This is a genomic window from Nostoc sp. (genome assembly GCF_036916985.1).
Classification (GTDB): domain Bacteria; phylum Cyanobacteriota; class Cyanobacteriia; order Cyanobacteriales; family Nostocaceae; genus Nostoc.
The window spans coordinates 220,100-239,629 of sequence record NZ_JBALFD010000014.1; the positions used below are offsets into that span (position 1 = coordinate 220,100).

15 protein-coding genes and 2 pseudogenes are annotated in these 19,530 nt (G+C 40.9%); 10 read left to right on the forward strand and 7 right to left on the reverse strand.

The window, feature by feature from the left end; all coding sequences use genetic code 11:
- Nucleotides 1–36: 36 nt before the first annotated feature.
- The gene (locus V7L07_RS04530; RefSeq protein WP_335055471.1) at nucleotides 37–1,197 is read right to left on the reverse strand and encodes a hypothetical protein; all 1,161 of its coding nucleotides are present in this window, start codon (nucleotides 1,195–1,197) and stop codon (nucleotides 37–39) included.
- A gap of 896 nt (nucleotides 1,198–2,093) precedes the next feature.
- Here V7L07_RS04530 and V7L07_RS04535 point away from each other — a divergent pair.
- Nucleotides 2,094–3,713: an ArnT family glycosyltransferase gene (locus V7L07_RS04535; RefSeq protein ID WP_335055473.1), complete on the forward strand. Its 1,620-nt coding sequence runs from the start codon at nucleotides 2,094–2,096 to the stop codon at nucleotides 3,711–3,713.
- Nucleotides 3,714–3,915: 202 nt separating this feature from the next.
- Here V7L07_RS04535 and V7L07_RS04540 read toward each other — a convergent pair.
- Both V7L07_RS04540 and V7L07_RS04545 read right to left on the reverse strand, forming a co-directional pair.
- Nucleotides 3,916–6,068: pseudogene (locus V7L07_RS04540) on the reverse strand (cation-translocating P-type ATPase); the annotation flags it as partial.
- 188 nt (nucleotides 6,069–6,256) lie between these two features.
- Nucleotides 6,257–6,688, reverse strand: coding sequence for a hypothetical protein (locus V7L07_RS04545; RefSeq protein WP_335055475.1), 432 nt, complete (start codon nucleotides 6,686–6,688; stop codon nucleotides 6,257–6,259).
- Between the two features lie 291 nt (nucleotides 6,689–6,979).
- On the opposite strand from V7L07_RS04545, the gene V7L07_RS04550 reads away from it, so the two are divergent.
- A complete protein-coding gene (locus V7L07_RS04550; RefSeq protein ID WP_335055477.1) occupies nucleotides 6,980–7,405 on the forward strand; it encodes a universal stress protein in 426 nt (141 codons plus the stop codon).
- Between the two features lie 288 nt (nucleotides 7,406–7,693).
- Nucleotides 7,694–8,176 carry an SRPBCC domain-containing protein gene (locus V7L07_RS04555; RefSeq protein WP_335055479.1) on the forward strand — a complete coding sequence of 161 codons (483 nt, stop codon included), beginning with the start codon at nucleotides 7,694–7,696 and terminating at the stop codon, nucleotides 8,174–8,176.
- Between the two features lie 518 nt (nucleotides 8,177–8,694).
- On the opposite strand, the gene V7L07_RS04560 is transcribed toward V7L07_RS04555, so the two are convergent.
- Nucleotides 8,695–9,006: a hypothetical protein gene (locus V7L07_RS04560; RefSeq protein WP_335055481.1), complete on the reverse strand. Its 312-nt coding sequence runs from the start codon at nucleotides 9,004–9,006 to the stop codon at nucleotides 8,695–8,697.
- A gap of 104 nt (nucleotides 9,007–9,110) precedes the next feature.
- Here V7L07_RS04560 and V7L07_RS04565 point away from each other — a divergent pair.
- Nucleotides 9,111–9,602 (forward strand): annotated as a pseudogene (locus tag V7L07_RS04565) (response regulator transcription factor); the annotation flags it as partial.
- A 404-nt stretch (nucleotides 9,603–10,006) separates the two neighbouring features.
- Here the strand turns inward: V7L07_RS04565 and V7L07_RS04570 are convergent.
- Nucleotides 10,007–10,393, reverse strand: coding sequence for a hypothetical protein (locus V7L07_RS04570; protein WP_335055483.1), 387 nt, complete (start codon nucleotides 10,391–10,393; stop codon nucleotides 10,007–10,009).
- Nucleotides 10,394–10,843: 450 nt separating this feature from the next.
- Here V7L07_RS04570 and V7L07_RS04575 point away from each other — a divergent pair, with 450 nt between their 5' ends.
- Nucleotides 10,844–12,748: a chloride channel protein gene (locus tag V7L07_RS04575; protein WP_335055485.1), complete on the forward strand. Its 1,905-nt coding sequence runs from the start codon at nucleotides 10,844–10,846 to the stop codon at nucleotides 12,746–12,748.
- A 127-nt stretch (nucleotides 12,749–12,875) separates the two neighbouring features.
- Here the strand turns inward: V7L07_RS04575 and V7L07_RS04580 are convergent, their stop codons facing one another.
- The gene (locus V7L07_RS04580) at nucleotides 12,876–13,289 is read right to left on the reverse strand and encodes an AbrB family transcriptional regulator (RefSeq protein WP_179068863.1); all 414 of its coding nucleotides are present in this window, start codon (nucleotides 13,287–13,289) and stop codon (nucleotides 12,876–12,878) included.
- Between the two features lie 456 nt (nucleotides 13,290–13,745).
- Here V7L07_RS04580 and V7L07_RS04585 point away from each other — a divergent pair, with 456 nt between their 5' ends.
- The 5 genes from V7L07_RS04585 (at nucleotide 13,746) to V7L07_RS04605 (ending at nucleotide 18,940) form a co-directional block, all read left to right on the forward strand.
- Complete coding sequence (locus V7L07_RS04585) at nucleotides 13,746–14,186, forward strand: Rrf2 family transcriptional regulator (RefSeq protein ID WP_292853777.1); 441 nt, start codon at nucleotides 13,746–13,748, stop codon at nucleotides 14,184–14,186.
- A 255-nt stretch (nucleotides 14,187–14,441) separates the two neighbouring features.
- Nucleotides 14,442–15,413 (forward strand): adenosylcobinamide-phosphate synthase CbiB, encoded by a 972-nt coding sequence (gene cbiB, locus V7L07_RS04590; protein WP_335055487.1) that lies wholly within the window; start codon nucleotides 14,442–14,444, stop codon nucleotides 15,411–15,413.
- A gap of 149 nt (nucleotides 15,414–15,562) precedes the next feature.
- On the forward strand, nucleotides 15,563–16,099 hold the full coding sequence (pyrR, locus tag V7L07_RS04595) for a bifunctional pyr operon transcriptional regulator/uracil phosphoribosyltransferase PyrR (protein WP_335055489.1): 537 nt from the start codon (nucleotides 15,563–15,565) through the stop codon (nucleotides 16,097–16,099).
- 562 nt (nucleotides 16,100–16,661) lie between these two features.
- Nucleotides 16,662–17,933, forward strand: a complete 1,272-nt coding sequence (locus V7L07_RS04600) for a DUF4912 domain-containing protein (protein ID WP_335055492.1) — start codon at nucleotides 16,662–16,664, stop codon at nucleotides 17,931–17,933.
- A gap of 80 nt (nucleotides 17,934–18,013) precedes the next feature.
- A complete protein-coding gene (locus V7L07_RS04605) occupies nucleotides 18,014–18,940 on the forward strand; it encodes a phosphodiester glycosidase family protein (protein WP_335055494.1) in 927 nt (308 codons plus the stop codon).
- A gap of 172 nt (nucleotides 18,941–19,112) precedes the next feature.
- Here the strand turns inward: V7L07_RS04605 and V7L07_RS04610 are convergent, their stop codons facing one another.
- A complete protein-coding gene (locus tag V7L07_RS04610) occupies nucleotides 19,113–19,427 on the reverse strand; it encodes a hypothetical protein (RefSeq protein WP_335055496.1) in 315 nt (104 codons plus the stop codon).
- Nucleotides 19,428–19,530: the final 103 nt, after the last annotated feature.

Genomic DNA, 19,530 nt, shown 5'->3' on the forward strand with positions numbered 1-19,530 from the left:
TGCCTTAGTTCTAAGTTGGCACACTGTTGTAAAACACTATTTCTGAGACGGTTGATCCTTCGTATAGGCAGTAGGTTTTGGCCCCGCATTCCGCACATTAATAACTTTATTAAGGATATCAAACCAAAAAGGCGCACCCATTGCAATAGCTAAACCACTGATTAGCCAACCGCATATTAACCTAAAAACTTGCCAACTTCTAATTAATAAAACGTTTCCACTATTCTGCTCAAACTGTTGATTGATGTTTTGCCATCCAATGGGTATAGAAGCATTTACTAATAAGGTTTCAATTTCCTTTCTACCCTCTAAGTCTTTGATATAATCGATTCGTTGAGTTGCACTTTGAGCAATCGTAGAGCGGATAACCGAATCCTGCGACAGCCTATTAACGAGGTGGAATGTATCAGTATTGGTTAATATGGCAATTGATATTCCAATTAAAATAGCAACTCCTTTGGCATTACGCTTATAAACACCACTGGCTCGATCCATAGAGCGATCAAACCATGTTTCAACTTCATTTTTAAACTGATTCATTTCTTCTGTCAAATCGCCAACTTTTATCCTGCTACGTTGAGCGATCGCAGCAAGGCTCTTGATTAAATTATCAGGTACATTATCAGATAAGTCTTCATTAACGAATTTTCTAAAATCTTCGTCAATATCTCCATAAAGTTTTTTAATTGTTTTGTAACTTTCACTTTCTGGATTATTAATGCCTGCTTTAAGTTCTTTGTAAGATGCTAATATGATGTGCAGATTATTTTTAGATTCTTCATTAGTATTTTTCACATAATTAATTAGCTGGGGAATTTTTAAGGTATCTAACAAAGTAATTGCAAATGTTTCAGAAGGAAGATAGGAAGGGCCACTTTGTTTTTCTTCTAGTCTTTTATTGTCAATATTTTTAGCATTGTTCCGCAACTGTTCTACTTTTCTCTTAGCCTGTTGATTAAAGGTATTAATCAAAGGATCGTTATAAATAATCTCTACTAAATTTCTTGCCTTAGTAAAATCTGATTCTTCAGTTTCGCTACCACCTGCTAAAAGTAATTCAATTGAATTTTTTAAATGTTTAGCTCTCCATTGTAAAAAGGTGGCAATCAATTCTTGTATTTCAGAAGCTAGTAAGCTCAAAATCAAGTAAATAAAAACTAAACCTAGAGTAATATCGATAACTACAGGTAAGTTCATGGATCGGCTCCCATAATTTTCTAGCTGCTTATTTTTGTAATTTAAGTACTTTCAGTGAATTGTATAACACAGATGTTAAAATTAAATATTCACTTAATTAAATTTAAAATAGTACAATATTTGCCTATACTTCCTTTGATAAGCGTACTCAACTTTTTTGAATATTAATAAATCTGTGTTTTAGTAACTATATAAATTTTAAATTAGTTACAACCAAAAAGATCCCCGACTTCTTGAAGAAGTCGGGGATCTAGGGCGGCCGCATCATGTCAATAAGGCTAGACCATTCTCAACAGGCTCAAAAATAATCGCATTAAGCCATGCTTATTGACAAAGATTTTAGCGATCGCTTTGAGGTTTGGACAGTGCTTTAAATGATAAATGCTGATTTTTCCGTTGATTCTCAATTTCAGTAGTCACTAAGTATACTTTAGATGCGTTCGCCCTGGTCGGGGATCTGAGCCTCTCAATGTTCAGATGCCAAATAAGATTGGGATAAATGCTTATATATTATTCTGAAGATTATTATCCCATCAGGACATTCTTGAAGATTGTAACAATTATTTCTTGGTTTGCAGAATTTTACCAAAGTATAACTAAATAGATAAAAATTAAACTCAGGGTAAAACAAAAAATAGAATACAAGTTTATCTACGGACTAACAAATAGGTTATAAATAATTTATTGCCTGTATTATTTTTATCATTTATCTGGTGAAATGTTATTTAAATAACCAATATAAATTTTTCAAAAAATAGGGCTAATTATAAAAATTTGAGTTAATCTTGGAAACTAGCAATTGTTAAGAATATACGTTGTTACTGGGTGGCAACATTGGAGATTCGCTAGATGTCTCTATGTAATCAAACCAGCAAGTAAAATGATTACCAGAGAATATGCAAGAAGGAAGCTTTATTTGGAGTCATCTGGAAAAACAGCATCGCACGGTTGGCAAATGGATTGATTGGGTATGGCTAATAGTGTTGCTGTTGGCAGCAGTATTACTGTTTAGCATCAATCTAGGAGGATTGCCGTTGCGAGATTGGGATGAAGGTACTGTGGCTCAGGTTGCTCGTGAAATTTGGCACGCACCAGCAGGTTCAATGCGTTGGCTTTATCCAACACTAGGAGGCGAACCATATCATAACAAGCCGCCTTTGATGCATTTGTTAATTGCTTGGGCTTATTCTCTAGGAGGTGAAAATGAGTGGACAACGCGTCTACCTGGAGCAATTTTAACAGCGACATCTGTACCTTTACTGTATTGCATTGCTCGAGAAATATTTCGTCAGCGTTGGGCAGCGATTTATAGCGCTTTGATTTACCTAACAATGCTACCCGTGGTGCGTCATGGGCGGTTAGCAATGTTAGATGGAGCAATGGTAAGTTTTTTGATGGTGATGATGTTGTGCGTGTTGCGATCGCGCCGGGATTTACGTTATTGTCTTGGTGTTGGTGTTAGTTTCGGGTTGATTTGCCTGACTCAAGGATTGCTAGGCGTATTGCTAGGTGCGATCGCAATCATCTTTCTGTTTTGGGATACGCCACGACTGCTCACCTGTTACTATCTCTGGATCGCAATCTTAATTGGCATTCTACCTGTAGCTGGTTGGTATAGTGCCCAACTAATTCATTATGGTTACACTTTCGCTCAAGTTGGCCTTGCAAACCCCTCACTAGGCCGAGTTGGCTCATTTGTCGAAGCAAATCCTGAACCACCTTGGTACTATGTGATTGAGCTTCTTAAGTATACATGGCCGTGGTTATTATTCTTACCACAAACTATCCGCTTAACCTGGGAAAATCGCAACCTGAGTTGGGCAAAACTAGTAATGGCGTGGAGTGGTGTTTATCTGCTGGTAATTTCCTTCATGATTACCAAAGTTCCCTGGTATCTATTCCCGATTTATCCTAGTTTAGCCTTAGCTTTTGGTATCCAGTTATCAGATACAGAAAACTCGCCTTTACTCTCATCCTATCCCCGTGCTTGGGTTGCTGGTTTGGCAATACTTGCTGTAGTCGCTTCTGCTGGTAGTATTTATTTCAGTTCGGGTACAACACCCACAACAGACTTACAACTGATTTTTGCCGCAGTAGCCGTGACTATGACTTTAGCAGCTATTTTGGCAGAACGAGGCGACGGGCAATTTCTGAAAATTTTGTTCTGGGGAAGTTATGTTTCACTACTACTGTTAATGAAATCTAACTACTGGGTTTGGGAATTATCTGAAGCCTATCCAGTGAAACCAGTCGCCGCGATGATTGTGCGGGCAAATCCAGCTACCAAAAAGATTTACACATCTTTTGCTTACCATCGTCCCTCGCTGGATTACTATAGCGATCGCACCATCATTCCCGCTTCTGTTGGTGAACTGGAATATTATTGGCACTACAACGGACAACCTTACTTTCTACTTCATACATCTGCTTTCAACAATCTTGAACTAGAGTCGATGAAGCTAATTGACCAAGCTGAAGGTTGGAAGTTAGTTACAAAAGATACTGATAGGTTGTAGATGTGGTGCATTGGGCATTGAAAAGAAGCAGAGGTGCAGGGGCAGAGGGGAAAGAGTTTTTCCCTGCTATCTTATCTCTCTCATCTCCTTCATCTCCGCAATCCCCACTCCCCCTACCAAGGACGAACGCAATGACATAGTGATAAATTTTCTCACCCACCTACTTAGCTGTGATAGGGTTCAGCCAGAATACGGATACCGTGATCGGCAGCAAGAAGGCGATCGCTTTTCGCAAGTTGCGGTAAACACTACGTCCTTCCTCCACAGCCGCTTCTATTGAGGCGAGTTATCGTCAGTTAGAAGCATATCCGCCGATTCTTTGGCAACTTCTGCCCCAGCTATGCCCATCGCTACACCAATATCTGCCTGTTTGAGGGCGGGAGCATCGTTGACACCATCTCCAGTCATGGCCACAATTTCACCCTGAGACTGCAACGCTTTCACCAGATGCAATTTTTGTTCTGGGGCAACTCGCGCAAATACCATACCTTGTTTAGCTGCTTGGGCGAATTCTTTTTCATCCATCTGAATTAATTGCCGTCCGGTGAAAACTTGTGCTTCAGTCGAGCAAATTCCCATTTGGCGGGCGATCGCCGCTGCTGTTAGTGCGTGGTCGCCTGTAATCATTTTTACCTGAATCCCGGCAGATTGACAGGCTTTTACTGCGGCGATCGCTTCCTCACGCGGCGGATCGATTATGCCTTGAAGTCCCAGAAACACCAGTCCTCGATCGATATCATTACGATCCAACGATCGCTTAGTGGCAACTTCTTTGCTGGCAAAAGCTAGCACTCGTAACCCTTGGTTTGCCATGCTTGCAACTTCTTGTTCCACTGCGGCAGGATGGAGACGAGCGAGTTGTCCTTGAGCATCGAGCAGGCGATCGCATCGTTGGAGAATTGCCTCTACAGAACCTTTGAGATAAATCACATTCAGCGATCGCTTTGCATCTAATTCATGCAAAGTCGCCATGTATTGGAATTGAGACTCAAAGGGAATGGTGTCTATTCTGGGTAATTGCTCTAGATTCGCTTGCGTCATTCCCGCTTTATTGGCAGCCGCAATCAATGCTCCCTCAGTTGGGGTTCCTACTAAGTTCCACTGTCCGTCTCCCCATTCGATATGAGAATCATTGCACAGCAATCCTGCTTCCAGGGATTCCCAAAGAGCAATATGTCCATCTGCATTGAAATCAACAGGCTGTCCATTCATTAGGATTTCACCGTCTGGGGCATAACCAATACCGCTAACAGTGTAGTGTTGCCCACCTGCATAAATCTTTTGAACCGTCATCTGATTCTCAGTTAACGTCCCCGTTTTGTCAGAGCAAATAACAGTGGTACTTCCCAAAGTTTCCACAGCTGGTAGCTTGCGAATAATCGCCTTACGTCGTGCCATCCGGGAAACTCCGATCGCTAAAGTGACGGTAACGATCGCAGGTAATCCTTCGGGAATCGCGCTGACTACCAGAGCCACAGTCGCTTTGAAAACATCAATCCAAGATTCGCCTTGTCCTAATCCGACTGCAAATGTCAGGGCAGCTAAACCTAAAATGACATACAACAAGCTTTTGCTAAACTTGTCAATATTTCGCGTCAGTGGTGTTTTTAGATTGGTGCTGCTTTCAATTAACTCCGAGATGCGACCGGTTTCAGTGGCATCTGCGATCGCGACGACAATCCCTTCTGCCTGTCCAAAACTGACGAAACTTCCGGCATACACCATATTGCTGCGTTCGGCTAATGGTGTTTCGATAGGCACTGATGCTGTTGCTTTCTCCACCGGAACGGATTCGCCTGTTAAGGCAGACTCATCAACTTGCAACCCACGCACACTTAATAACCGCAAATCAGCAGGTACTTTATCCCCAGATGCCAGCAATACCAAATCACCCAGAACAAGTTCAGTCGAAGCCAGACGGGTTTTTTGACCATCGCGAATTATAGTTGCTTCGGTAGTGACAGCTTTGGATAGAGCAGCGATCGCACCTTCTGCTTTCGCTTCTTGAATGTAGCCAATGATGACATTAATTAGGGTGACACCAAAAATTACTCCCGCATCTAGCCAATCTTGCAGCAGCAGCGTCACCATTCCCGCCGTCAGCAAAATATATAGTAGTGGTTGATTAAATTGCTCTAAAAATCGTAGCCAAGAACTTTTTCCACTTTTAGCAGTCAGTTCATTTGCACCCATCTGCTGGTGTCGTTTGGTAGCTTCTTCATGGCTCAAACCTGCTTCTGGATGGCTGGCTAACGTTTGCACAACCTTTTGTTCGCTCAGAGTATGCCATTCATAGTTGAGTAAATCTTCTGTTGTCTGGGCAAAAGTATTTGTAGCGATCGTATTTGCTGTCATTTTTGTCTCCAAAAAATAATTAGTAATTAACAGATTTAATCTGAATTTCTCTGTTTGAATCTGTATCTTTCTTTTTTCAAATTGGTGTTATTACGAGAATCTTTTGCTAAGTTCATAAATATGCCATTCCCGCACACCCCAGTCACGGAGAATCGATTCTGCTTGCCAGATTTCATCTGTTGTTCCCTCTATTTTTCTTGACAGGTGGTTGGCTCAGAGAGTCTAGCTTGCATTTCGGGAGCAAACCAACCTTGAAATGCGCCATAAACACTGCCAAAAATCGCACTCGCACCACCCGCCAGCAGTGTACCCACCACAGATTCAACCGCTAATGCCGGGCCAAAACCGGGAATAACTAATACGCCAAGTCCGGCTGTTACTGCCAGAAAACCTCCGGTAGTTCCTCCTGTAATTGCGCCTGCTTTAGCACCTTCGATAGGAGTTATGGGATGTTTACCCGCATTAGTATCCTCGTGCAACTTTTCGTCTTCAGAGTCTAAAGTGAACACAGAAATTTTCTGCATGGGAAAGTCAATGGCTCTAAGTTCATCAAGCACCTGTGTTGCAGCCTGACGGGTAGAAATGATGCCGATCGCATTTTTAACTGGACTGAAATTCATCACAACATCTCCTATAAAAATCAGTAAGTTTAAAACGAAGCTTTATTAATCTCCAAATAGTAAAAAACTATAGTTTTATAGTGTGAGTATGAACCGTATTAGTTCGGATATTCATTTTAAGTGTCAGTTGGGTTAGTTTCGTTTCTCTGCTTCTTTCCCAGGATTACTGATGAATGTGAACGAAAAGTGAATAAATCGTTTATTTTACTTAATTTCACTTTTAAATCACATTTGTCCCTCAAGCTAAAAGACAACAAATGTGAATGAAGTAATTGATTATTGGAGCTAGATATGAGCTTTCAGAAGATTTTGGTAGCAGTCGATGATTCACCTGCTACTGCAACAGTGTTTGCAAAAGCGCTAGAGTTAGCCCAAAGAGATGCTGCTCAGTTAATGATTTGTCACAGCATTGAGCTAGCAACTTCTAGTCAACTCACTGTGAATTTAGTAGACCTAGAAATAGAAACACAACAGGCACAAAGTTTACTCCAGTTCTACTATCAGAAAGCGAAAACACAAAGCATTATGGCTGAATCCAGTTATCAAACAGGAGAACCTGGGACTAACATCTGTGATTTAGCCCGGAGTTGGGGAGCAGATTTGATTGTGCTTGGTCGTAGAGGATTTAAAGGATTTGCCGAACTTTTAGCAGGAAGTGTGAGCAATCACGTAGTTCATCACGCTCCATGTTCCGTCCTGGTTGTTCAAGGTCAGTAGTTCCTTCAAAACTGTCTACCAACCACCAGAATTTTGCTGTTCAAATGTGAGTTTTCTACGAATAGTATTTATTATGTTTTACAAGAAACAATCTAGTTTTCTTGTAGTCCACCAAAGAAACTTTGCATGGTTTATTTTATGGTAGGAAACTCAAGTTATTTTCTCCCACTGCTTTATCTAGCTTCACTCGTAATCTTTGGGTAACTCGATTACTAGGACTAGAATACATCGGGTTATTTTTAACAGAAACAACCGTTTTAATTCTGGTTTTTCTATCAACTCATATCCATGAAAATCTACACTGAAATTGAAATTCAGGCATCCGATGAGCAAGTCTGGAACCTACTTACTGATTTTGCCAGTTTTCCACATTGGAATCTGTTTATTCGTCAAATTAGTGGTTTGCCGAGTGAAGGGGCACAGCTAACCGTTCACTTTCAGCCTCCGGGTAGAGATATTGTCACCTTTCGACCTACGGTGATTACGGTAGAACCTAATCGCCAACTGCGCTGGTTATGGCACTTTTTGATACCAGGATTATTTGACGTTGAACATAGCTTTATTATTGAACCGTTAGCAAGCGATGTCTACGACAGGCTACGCGTCCGCTTCATTCAGCAAGAATCTTTCCACGGCTTACTAGTACCTCTGCTAGCCGGTAGATTAAATATCGACGTTCGCCAAGGGTTTGAAGCCATGAACCAAACATTGAAAACCAAGGCAGAACGCATTAATCAAACTACGACTACTTCATTAGATACACAAGTCTAGTCTGAATCCCAGATATGAATGATGAAGAATTTGACAAGGCATAGATTATAATTAATGCCTAAATAGTGTTAATCAGGGATTTGTTTATAAAATTGGGCGCAAATAAGAAACAAAAATAAGCCTTTGTAAACTGAATTTTTATTGTATAAATGATAACTAGTTAAAAATCTATTAAAATCCTGAAATAGCTGTATCAACTTCTGTATTAACAAATTATGGTTATAAATATATCGTTGATTCCAGGGAAAATATACAAAGTCACCACTACTGAAGGTGAACCATTAGGAGATTGGACATATAGTGAACATACTGGTGATACCTGGATTTTCTATTTAGCATCTATACCTGGTATAGCAAAGATAATAGTAGAAAACACATCAATAGAAGGATTGAGATTTAGTTAATCATTACCATAGGTTTTGTAATCTATTCTACTAATTCGAGAATATGGTAATCTACTTCTCAACAAGGAGGGGTAGATGGCTATTTAATCAATTACTAACATAGTGTTTGAGTGATTACGCTTTCCTTCTCTTATTAAGGATTTCCAGTAATTGAGATGCACATTTTTTAGCATTTTCAGGTGTGCTACATTCACTTGCTAATACCCGTTCTGAAATAGCTCCCTCGTGAGTGAACATGGTTAAACGAGTATGGGCTTCCGCGGGCGTTTCTCGATGAACAGTATCACCATCAACCTCGATAATCATTATTAGTCCATCTTTAATAATTACAAAATCTGGTTCAATACGGCGATAATCTTTACCTCCTCGAATAAATACTGGAAGCGGTGCAAAGGAAACACCAAGAGCCTTAAACGCCTGATACAAATATATTTCGGGTTGAGACCGGAATAACAATCCATCACATGACTTATTTGCAATGTTGTCTGAACGTACACGACCTTGATTAGTGATACCTTGCCCCTCTATCGATGCTTTTGCTTTTTCTCTCCATTGAGGCTCACTTGATAGCGTCGGTGATATACAGCGTCGATGGTGTCAAGGATGGTGAAACCGCTCAATGGCTTTTGGCTGAAAAAGAATATGACCTACTAATTTTGGATTGGATGTTACCTCGGATTAGTGGAGTGAGTTTGTGTCAACAGTATCGGGCGGCGGGAAAAACATCTCCCGTATTAATGATTACGGCAAAAGATACCACACCCGATAAAGTCATAGGATTAGATGCCGGAGCTGATGATTACCTCGTTAAACCGATTGATATCGTAGAGTTCATGGCACGGGTGCGGGCATTGAGGAGGCGATCGCCCCTCTGGCAAGGAGACACCCTCTGCTTGGCAGACCTCGAACTTCATCTCGATAGACTAATTTTGGAGCGACAAGGAGCGATCGTATCCCTTTCCAGCCAAGAATTTCAGTTGCTAGAGTACTTCATGCGTCATCCTAAGCAAGTCCTGACTCGTAAACATTCATGTGATGAGCAATGAGGGTAAAGGCTCGACGTTCCAGATAAAGTTACCGCTTATGAGCCTTTCCTAAATCACCTTTAAAAGATGATTCATAATGAAAATCTAAAGCAAACGACCCACTAACAGAGAAAACACTGTTAGCGAACTTAAGTTAAAGTAAGTAATTTTTCAGGTATTTTATTTTTATCTTATAACAGTTCATACTCAACTACTTCTTGTGAGTTAGCAGTCTCGCCTACCCCACAAGATTGGATAATTTATTTGTTGGATATCCTTTAAGTAGACGTAATATAAAACCGTGTCCTATTTTGGGAGAACAAGACACGGTTTTATCGGAGTATTTAGTTATAATATTACAAAAATCAAAGTAGAATTTGATTTATACCAAATTAATCCATTTACTGAGATTTGTTTCCTGGTTCATTAACTTTCTCTGTTGTGGGAAGTATTTGGGGATCGTAACTTATCCTTTCTTGAGTAAGAGCGATCGCACCAAAGAAAATCGCACTTCCTACAGCTAGTGCCACCATCGGGCGCTTGAGCAGGACAAAATCTCTGATAATCCTCGCTAAAGGTCGGCTTTGCCGACGTAGCGCCGAAGAAATCATCATTTGTCTCCAAGTAAACGGATCGCGGACATAATGACCACTTTGGCAAACTACTAGCCGTTCCTGGCAATAGGGACAGCAAAACAAGCCCATGCGGGTTTTAATTGGTTTGGGCGTAGCATTTCTTTGGCAAATTGGGCAAGTAACATAATGATTATCAAAAGTGTGTATATTCATTTACCTCGTCCGCCTAGTCCATTTACTCGCTCTATAACAATAGCTATACTGACTTGGGATCAATGTATGGTCTGAAATCAGGCATAAACCATACATACATTCTATTACTACCAAGGATGGCTCAATGGTCGCAACACGAGTATAGCTAGATTTAAGCAAGGATGACTCCTAGTTAATGTTTACGGGTGAGTCCACCCAGCCGACAGAAACTTTCTTGTCTCTAGAAAGAATAGTGTTGGCGTTGCCCAAACTGAGCATCGCTGACCCTCAAATAATAATTGTCTCCCATTTAACCATTCTCACCACAAAAATTTTGCACAATGACATTTTTAGCTAAAGCTTTGTAAATCAAGCAAATCAAGTCTACTTGTCCGGTTGCTAAATAATGGCTCACAATGAGAAGTAACAGATAAAAATTTAAATTTTTTCTTACATTTACCCCGCCTCTCAATGACTCTCTTGCCTGCCACTCAACTGAGGAAGGTAACGGAACAACCTGCCTTTCCTACACCTTCTACTCCTTTAGCTCACCTAATTAATCGTTTTCAACCATCTCCAGAAACCGTCGTATTATTTTTAGCCGTGCTGATTGGCGGTGGTACTGGTATGGGTGTAGTTACCTTTCACTATTTAATTCAGCTGATTCACCAGCTGATGCTAGAAAATTTAATGGGTCAAATTGGCGTCTGGGGTTCTTGGACTTTAGCCTGCGTTCCCACCCTTGGCGGATTAATTGTTGGCTTGATGCGTTGGCGCACTCAAGACTTTGGTCCTGGACTTTCATCTCTGATTGCCGCCTCTCAAGGAACGGAGATTAGGCGACCACTACGACCAGTTACAAAAATGCTGGCTGCATCTGTTTCTTTGGGGAGTGGCGCTTCTTTGGGGCCAGAGGGGCCGAGTGTCGAAATTGGGGCCAATTTTGGGATGTTGTTCTCTGTGATTCTCAAAGTATCTCAAGAACGACAACGTTTGCTATTAGGTGCTGGTGCGGCGGCTGGACTGGCAGCAGGATTTAATGCTCCCATCGCTGGAGTATTTTTTGCTCTAGAGGTGGTGATGGGAGCGACATCTTTTGCTACTTCTGCTGTCAGTGTGGTGCTACTAGCGGCAGTGGTAGCAGCATTGATTGCCCAAATTGGTTTGGGGACACAACCTGCTTTTGATTTACCTGTTTACCAAGTTCGCAGCCCCTTAGAATTACCCCTTTACCTTGGCTTGGGTTTAGGGGCTAGCCTAGTTTCTCTGGCTTATACTCAATCAATTCGGGGAGCAAAAGCCTGCTTTGCTGGGAAGGTTCCAGGTTTTGCTTTTTTGGGACGAATTCCTGAACCGATTCATCCAATTATTGGCGGTGTGATTATTGGCGCAGTTGCTTTGAAATTTCCGCAAATTCTGGGTGTCGGTTATGAAACTGTAGAAGCAATGCTTCAGGATGTAGAGTTTCCACTCTATCTGTTGGTCGTGCTGTTGGTGGTGAAGCTACTGATGACTGCAATTAGTACAGGTAGTGGTTTCGTCGGCGGTTTATTTGCACCAGCAATGTTTTTAGGTGCTTCTTTTGGATCGGCTTATGCCAAAATTTTGGCTGTGGCATTCCCGGCAATTTGCGATCAAATGGCGGCTCCCCCAGCTTACGCAATGGTGGGAATGGCAGCAGTGTTAGCTGCTAGTGTTAGAGCGCCGTTAACGGCTATTTTAATGCTATTTGAATTAACCCGTGACTATCGCATCGTTTTACCATTGATGGCAGCTGTGGGCTTGAGTGTTTGGCTAGTGGAAAGGATTAAACCAACTTTTAACTCTAACTCTAACTTACAACAAATTGGTCTTTCAGAATTGAAAGATGAACAAGCAGAAATTGTGCAGCAACTTTTGGTAGAAGATGCCATGTACCCCTGTCCAAAAAAGTTACCTGCAACTCTTGGGGTGCTAGATGCAGCTGTGGAGATGACACGCGATCGCGTCCGCAGTGCTTTAGTAATTGATGAAGCAGAGCAATTAGTTGGTATACTCTCTCTAGAAGATATTAACCGTGCCCTCGATCTTTGGCAAACATACCCAAATTCGCTAACTGAAATTCCAGATAATTTATCCAGTCAAACCCTCATAGACATTTGTACTACTGAAATTCTCTATGCCTGGCAAGATGAATTATTATCTGAAGCTTTAGACAGAATGAGTCTTCGAGGTTTGCATCAATTACCAGTGATAGCACGAGACAAACCCGATCTCATTTTGGGTTTACTAGAAAAAGAGCAAATTGCGTTAACCTGTAATTTAGCAGTTACGCGCAAGGCACTTCGCCACTATTTACCAGTCTTACCTACTACAGATATAGTCATTAGTCATTAGTCATTGGTCATTATTTTTCACAAAGGACAAATGGCACTTGACTAATGACTGTTTATAGTCATTGTTTTTCACAAAGGACAAATGACAAAGGACAAATGACAACGGAGTATTGACTAATGACAATTTATTAAGCTGTGGCTTCTATAGCTTCATCATCTTCCCGATCTTCTGGATCTACCTGTCTTAGACGAATGTGCTTTTTGCCTAAAGTGATCAGAAATTCATCTCCTGGTTTCAGATTCATCTGTTTTGTATAAGCTGAACCTATAAGTAAGTTACCATTCGATTGCACACTAATTCTATAGCTAGCACTACGTCCACCACGCCCATTAGCGCTGGGTGTACTGTCCAACTGAATGCCTTCAGCATCAATCAGGGCATTTAAGAACTTCATCATATTGACGCGCTCTATACCATTTTTGGTAACGGTATAGTAGCCGCACTTCTTGGCTTTATCTTCCTTGCTCTCGTTTTCTAGCTCTTTGACTTTTTTGAGCAGTTCTTCACCGAGTAGGGGTTCAATTTTTTTCAGTTTAGGCATCAACTTAGGTCGAAAATGAATGTTTGAAGTGTTTGAATCGATTTTATTTTAGCTGAGGTTGAGCTAATAGGAACATAATCCTTTAGTTTTTTATCTCAACCTAGCCAAGTATATTACACTCAGATGCACAATTGTTATGCTATTACCAAATATTGCCAAGACAATCTATTTTAGAGAATGCTGCCAATGCTGATAACTATATATATAGTTTGTGAATTACTGCTAGACTGTATAAGTTTTAAGTTTTCTAAACTAACGCTCAAAAGGTTGTCTAGTTGCTGAGGATGATAACTGAGTCACAGAATGATAAGCAAAACTGATCCTTAGTCATTAATCATTGGTCATTTGTAACTTTTACTGAGCGTTGCCGTTGACGCAGCTTCTCATAGAGAAGTATTAGTCATTGCCCAATGATTATTGGTTATTTACAAAGGATAAACAACAAAGCTTACCAAAATGAAACTAACTACCAGAGGACACTATAGTGTGAAGGCGTTGCTAGATTTAAGTTTACAGCCAAGATATGGACCTGCATCTGTGAGAGCGATCGCCAAACGCCAAGATATCCCAGCTCCTTATCTTGAAAAACTACTAATAGAAATGCGTCGTGCATCTTTAGTCAAATCAATTCGTGGTAGCATTGGCGGATACCAATTGGCAAGAGAGCCTGCACAAATATCTATAGGACAAATTTTAGAGGCAGTTGGTGAGACTAGCCATTTACCCCATCACACCCCAGCACCTACACAAGCTGAAGATTGGGTAACATTTAGCCTTTGGCAGAGACTCAACCAAAAGCTCAAAGAAGCTCTGTACAGTATTACTTTAGCAGACCTTTATTACGATGCTCGTAGTTGGCAAGCTTCCCTTGGAGAAGAGGCTAGTTTTGTGGTTTAGTCAAGAGTCAGTAGCCAAATGTTGACTACGAATTTTAGATTTTAGATTTTAGATTTTAGATTTTTTGGTTGATACCCTGCCCGTTAATCTGTTTCGCAACGCTTTTGCAGGCGGAACAAATCAAAAATCCTCAATTTCAAATCCGACGCTCAAGAGCCAAGTACCCAGACTTCGTAACCTACGTTAACGTGGTCGGGGTCAATCCAAAATCCAAAATCCAAAATCCAAAATTGGTTGATCCAAGACTTGTGACTTATGACTAATAATATCTATATCTTAATAATTGCTGCATTTTTAGATTATTTAATTGGCGATCCTTGGGATTGGCCTCATCCAGTGCAAGTTATGGGGTGGGTAATTTCTCGCCTGAGCAAATTTTCTCTCCAATTGTGTCAAAATTCTCTAACACAACGCCTAGCTGGAATTGTACTAGGTATTATCTTGATAATTGGTAGCGGGCTTGTTGGCTTTTTGATAATTCAAATTGCCCGATTGGTTCATCCACTGCTGGGAATTGCAGTAAATAGCATTCTTTTGGCTAGTTGTTTTGCTGGCAAAAGTTTGCACGCAGCAGCGGAGGCTGTTTTACAACCTTTAACAACAGGAGATTTGGAGAAGGCTCGGAAAATTTTAAGTAATTATGTTGGCCGAGATACACAAAACCTTTCACAAGCAGAAATTTCGCGAGCCGTTTTAGAAACGGTTGCAGAAAATGCCACTGATGGGGTCATGGCTCCACTTTTTTATGCAATTGTTGGTGTCTTTATACCAGTTGTTGGGCCGACTCCTTTGGCTTTAGCATACAAAGCTAGCAGTACCCTTGATTCAATGGTAGGCTACCGAGAAGCACCTTATACTTATTTGGGATGGTTCTGTGCGCGGTTAGAAGATTGTTTAACTTGGCTACCTTGTCGGTTAACAGTCGTGACTCTGGCATTGTTATCGGGTAAACCGATGTACCTTTGGCGAATTTGTCGTCGGGATGCAGTTAACGATCCTAGTCCCAATTCTGGCTGGAGTGAATGCGCCTATGCTGCTTTTTTGGGTGTGCAAATGGGGGGTACAAATTGGTATCGTGGGATAGCAAAGTACAAACCACTGCTAGGAGATGCTATTTATCCGATTACTATAACTTCTATTCAGAATGCTTTACAGCTAACTCGATATTGTTTTTTGCTATGGTTAGGGATAGCGATCGCTATATTCTTAATGCTCCCAAATCGGTAATGATAAATATAGGGAATAGGGCATAGGGCATTAAGCAATTATATTGAGCCTTGCTGTTGCCGCAGCCTCTCATAGAGAAGTATTAGTTATTCCTCAATCCCCAATCCCCAATCCCCAATCCCCAATCCCCATATCTTCAGTCTGTAGCTATGTCTGCCAAAGTAGTTGAAATTCTCTCATCTGAAGAAATCCGTCGTACCTTAACTCGACTGGCCTCTCAAATTATCGAAAGGACGCGTGATTTGTCTCAACTGGTGCTTATTGGTATTTATACCAGAGGTGTGTTATTAGCTGAATTGCTGGCGCGTCAAATTGAGACACTGGAAGGTGTAGCCGTGTCAGTCGGCGCTTTGGATATTACATTTTATCGAGATGACCTTGACAAAATTGGATTGCGGACTCCAACGAAAAGCGAAATTCCCTTTGACCTTACAGGCAAAACAGTTGTACTCGTGGATGATGTGATTTTCAAAGGACGGACAATTCGTGCTGCTTTGAATGCAGTTAACGATTACGGTAGACCAGAGGTGATTCGTTTAGCCGTATTAGTAGATAGGGGTCATCGAGAATTACCAATTCACCCAGATTTTATTGGCAAGAAGTTGCCTACTGCTAAAGAAGAAATTGTCAAAGTTTACTTACAAAATTTCGATGGACGAGATGCAGTGGAGTTGATTAGTTATTAGGCATTAGGGGTTGGGAGGCGGTACTATAGCGCTTCTGGTTTGGGTTTCGAGTTTTCTGCTCAAAAACTTAGCTGCGATGAATATAGACAGTTTCAAAATTTGATTAGTCGTTAGTCATTGGGCAAATTCCCAATCCCTTTGAGTGGATTGAGGTTTTTGGCTAACCTACAGCTTAATGTCATGAAAAATCTATATTATGGCGATGCTGCAATCTTAGACTCGCCAGTAATGTGATGAAAACATGACATTACGATCCCGGAAGGGCTGATAGATTCGTGAAACAGGCAAAAAACCTACTTCTTACCCCTTGATCCCTAGATATGCTTAGTGGTTAATATTGACTTAACAAACAGAACTCCTCACGATCCCAAAGAAATGCTAATTTTGGCACGATCAGGAATTGCAAGGATGTTACCTCAATTTAAAAACAGATTAAAAAACTTAAAAACTGGGCAAAACCAGGAGTCAGGATAAGAAATTCATCTGGAGTGGATGACATTTTATATAGCATTCTTTAACCAGGGGAAATCATTTACCGCTTAAACTACTGGAGGCCAAATTAATGGCAAAAGAACGCCCGCCACTAGAGGAGATGACCTTACGCCAACTACGCAAAGTTGCTAGCGAATATAGCATCTCTCGCTATAGCCGAATGCGTAAATCACAACTGCTGGCATCAATACAAGAAGTCCAGCGCAGCAAAAATTTACTCAGTCCATCTCGTTCATTGGAGGCACAAGAAACCGTGGAAGCTGCAAAGTTTGAATTAGGTCAGGAAGATCGTACTGGTGGATCTTTGGCTGATGTTGATGAAGGACTGGCAGATTTGCCATCTGGCTATGGTGACAGCCGGATTGTACTCTTACCGCGCGATCCTCAGTGGGCTTACACTTACTGGGATGTTCCCAATGAACACAAAGAGGAACTGCGCCGCCAAGGGGGACAACAACTCGCACTGCGGATTTATGATGTCACCGACATTAATATCGAATACCAAAGTCCCCACAGTATTCAAGAATATCCGGCTGATGAACTAGCTAGAGAATGGTATCTACCAGTTCCAGTTAGCGATCGCGATTATGTGATCGATATTGGCTATCGTGCTGCTGATGGTCGCTGGTTAGTACTAGCTCGTTCATCGAGAGTACACATCCCACCCGTCTATCCTTCTGACTGGATAGAGGATGTCTTCATCACTGTCAACTTTGAAGAAGAAGATTTGCGTGGCAAGACTCAGTACGAACTAGTTCCCCCTGCCAAGAAGGTTGCAGCTACCGCCACCGCCAATGGTAATACTGTTGTGAATAACGGCAACCTGAATAACGGCAACCCCATCTACGACCAAATCTTTGGTTTAGCCGAATCTGCCGAAGCGCTACGGGTTGCTGGTTCTATCTTTGGTTCTCAGCATCAAGTACCAGGTTTAGCGCGTCCCGAACAAGCTCTCAGTTCCTACATTTTCCCCTCTGGTGTTGGTCTGTGGGCGTCTGGCTTAACCGCTTCTGGTGCAGGAATATCAGGTGTTGGCTTCTCGGCTTCTGCTGTACCAGTGCGTCCACGCAAGTTCTGGTTAATTGCCGATGCTGAATTGATTGTCTACGGTGCAACCGAACCTGATGCCACTGTAACCATTGGTGGCCGTCCAATTAAGCTAAACCCAGATGGAACATTCCGTTTCCAGATGTCCTTCCAAGATGGTTTAATTGACTATCCGATTTTGGCTGTAGCTGCTGATGGTGAACAAACCCGATCAATTCAAATGAAGTTTAATCGTGAAACACCATCTCGCAATACTAACACCAAAGAAGAAGCTGTTTTAGAATGGTTTCCTTAAGTTTTGGCTTAGATTAACTCCAGACTGAAATTTTAAATTATTCCCCGCTATAGTAATTCTGTAGCGGTTTTTTGCATTATATGTCTACAAAAAAATTATTTTTGTTATTTATCTTGATAATCGGTGCAAGCTTATTATCAGGTTGTCAAGAAATTGAAGCAAATTCAGTCTCAAAAACATCTAAAATTTGTCCTGGCAAAGATGCCAAGTTCAGTATTGATTTTTTTAAAACCAATAATCAAGGTAAAAAAAATCCCAGAGGTATTAATAATGTGATTATTTTTAATCCCAAATCAGCAGAATTAGATTTCAAAGTTAATCTTGGTCTATCTCATAAACTCTACGCCAAAGATGCTAAGGGTAAATTGCGTAAAGAATATGTAGCAAAGCAGTTTCATGAACTCATCGCTGATGAAAATGCCAAATTAAACGGACAGCTACCCATTGCTGCGATTAATGCTGACTATATAGGTACTGATGATAAACCACAGGGCTTAAATGTTTCTCGTGGCGTAGAGTATTCAGGAGCATTTAAAAATAAGCGTTCTTCCTTTGGCATATCAGGAGGTATACCCAACCAGCGACAGGCTACTATCCAAACAGGCAGAAGAAAAAACGATATTCTCAATTATAATTTAGTGGGTGGTAATGGCAGATTTTATCGTCAGGGTAAATTTAAAGATATTTGTCAAGACTTGGGAGAATTTGCTTGTAAAAATGCTAAAAATCGTTCTCTGGCAGCGATTACTAATCAAGGTTATGTAATTCTATTAGTTAATGATTTGAAAGCTAATTCAGATATTGAGTTATCTCAAGTTAATCAAGAATTACTACCAGATATGTTTGATAATGTCTTAGAAGGTATAGCTAGCAATAACTGTTTAGGTCAGATTCAAGAAGGGATTTTATTTGATGGCGGTATGTCTCCAGGATTGTATTACAACCAGAAAACTTATGTAGAAAACCTTGGGCCGATTGGTTCAGTTTTTTTGATTTACAAAAAATAAAAGTTTTGTACCTATAGGAATCATATTTGATTTCTGAAAAAATCTAAGTATTTGTCGGGTGTGTTGTCGCCAAGCGCCGCACCATCAAAAATCTCAGGTGCGTTAGCCTACGGCATAACACACCCTACAGCTAATTTACATTTCTTCATATACATTGAATTTTTCTCATATTTTAGAATACCGACTCTTTCACTTTTTGCGACCTCTCAAGCTTGTTTGGATTTACCCAACGATTGACAAATTCGTTGTTATGTTTGTATACCTTAATTTGCACTTGCTTGGAACTTAACTTGACTATTTCGGCGGGAATTCTTTGGACATCGCTAGAATCTGCGCGAGGCTTGTAAAGCCAAATAACTTTTTGCCCAACTTCAAAGTAGTTAGAATTGCTAGTCAAAGAAGGCGTACTTTCTGCCCAAGAGGGGAAAGCAACTGCTAAGTTGATCAAAAGTACTAAGACCACTAAACTGATTTGGAAAAGTTTCATGATCATTGCACTTGTCTTAGGTCTGGTGGGGCAATCAATCTGCTGCTCTAGCATTTAAATATTATCCTGTTTATTATTTTTATTAATCGCAAACCAAGTTTGT

Coding starts and splice junctions, on each gene's coding strand:
- V7L07_RS04530 (WP_335055471.1), bottom strand. CDS start 1,197: ATGAACTTACCTGTAGTTATCGATATTACTCTAGGTTTAGTTTTTATT.
- V7L07_RS04535 (WP_335055473.1), top strand. CDS start 2,094: ATGCAAGAAGGAAGCTTTATTTGGAGTCATCTGGAAAAACAGCATCGC.
- V7L07_RS04545 (WP_335055475.1), bottom strand. CDS start 6,688: ATGAATTTCAGTCCAGTTAAAAATGCGATCGGCATCATTTCTACCCGT.
- V7L07_RS04550 (WP_335055477.1), top strand. CDS start 6,980: ATGAGCTTTCAGAAGATTTTGGTAGCAGTCGATGATTCACCTGCTACT.
- V7L07_RS04555 (WP_335055479.1), top strand. CDS start 7,694: ATGAAAATCTACACTGAAATTGAAATTCAGGCATCCGATGAGCAAGTC.
- V7L07_RS04570 (WP_335055483.1), bottom strand. CDS start 10,393: ATGAATATACACACTTTTGATAATCATTATGTTACTTGCCCAATTTGC.
- V7L07_RS04575 (WP_335055485.1), top strand. CDS start 10,844: ATGACTCTCTTGCCTGCCACTCAACTGAGGAAGGTAACGGAACAACCT.
- V7L07_RS04580 (WP_179068863.1), bottom strand. CDS start 13,289: ATGCCTAAACTGAAAAAAATTGAACCCCTACTCGGTGAAGAACTGCTC.
- V7L07_RS04585 (WP_292853777.1), top strand. CDS start 13,746: ATGAAACTAACTACCAGAGGACACTATAGTGTGAAGGCGTTGCTAGAT.
- cbiB (WP_335055487.1), top strand. CDS start 14,442: ATGACTAATAATATCTATATCTTAATAATTGCTGCATTTTTAGATTAT.
- pyrR (WP_335055489.1), top strand. CDS start 15,563: ATGTCTGCCAAAGTAGTTGAAATTCTCTCATCTGAAGAAATCCGTCGT.
- V7L07_RS04600 (WP_335055492.1), top strand. CDS start 16,662: ATGGCAAAAGAACGCCCGCCACTAGAGGAGATGACCTTACGCCAACTA.
- V7L07_RS04605 (WP_335055494.1), top strand. CDS start 18,014: ATGTCTACAAAAAAATTATTTTTGTTATTTATCTTGATAATCGGTGCA.
- V7L07_RS04610 (WP_335055496.1), bottom strand. CDS start 19,427: ATGAAACTTTTCCAAATCAGTTTAGTGGTCTTAGTACTTTTGATCAAC.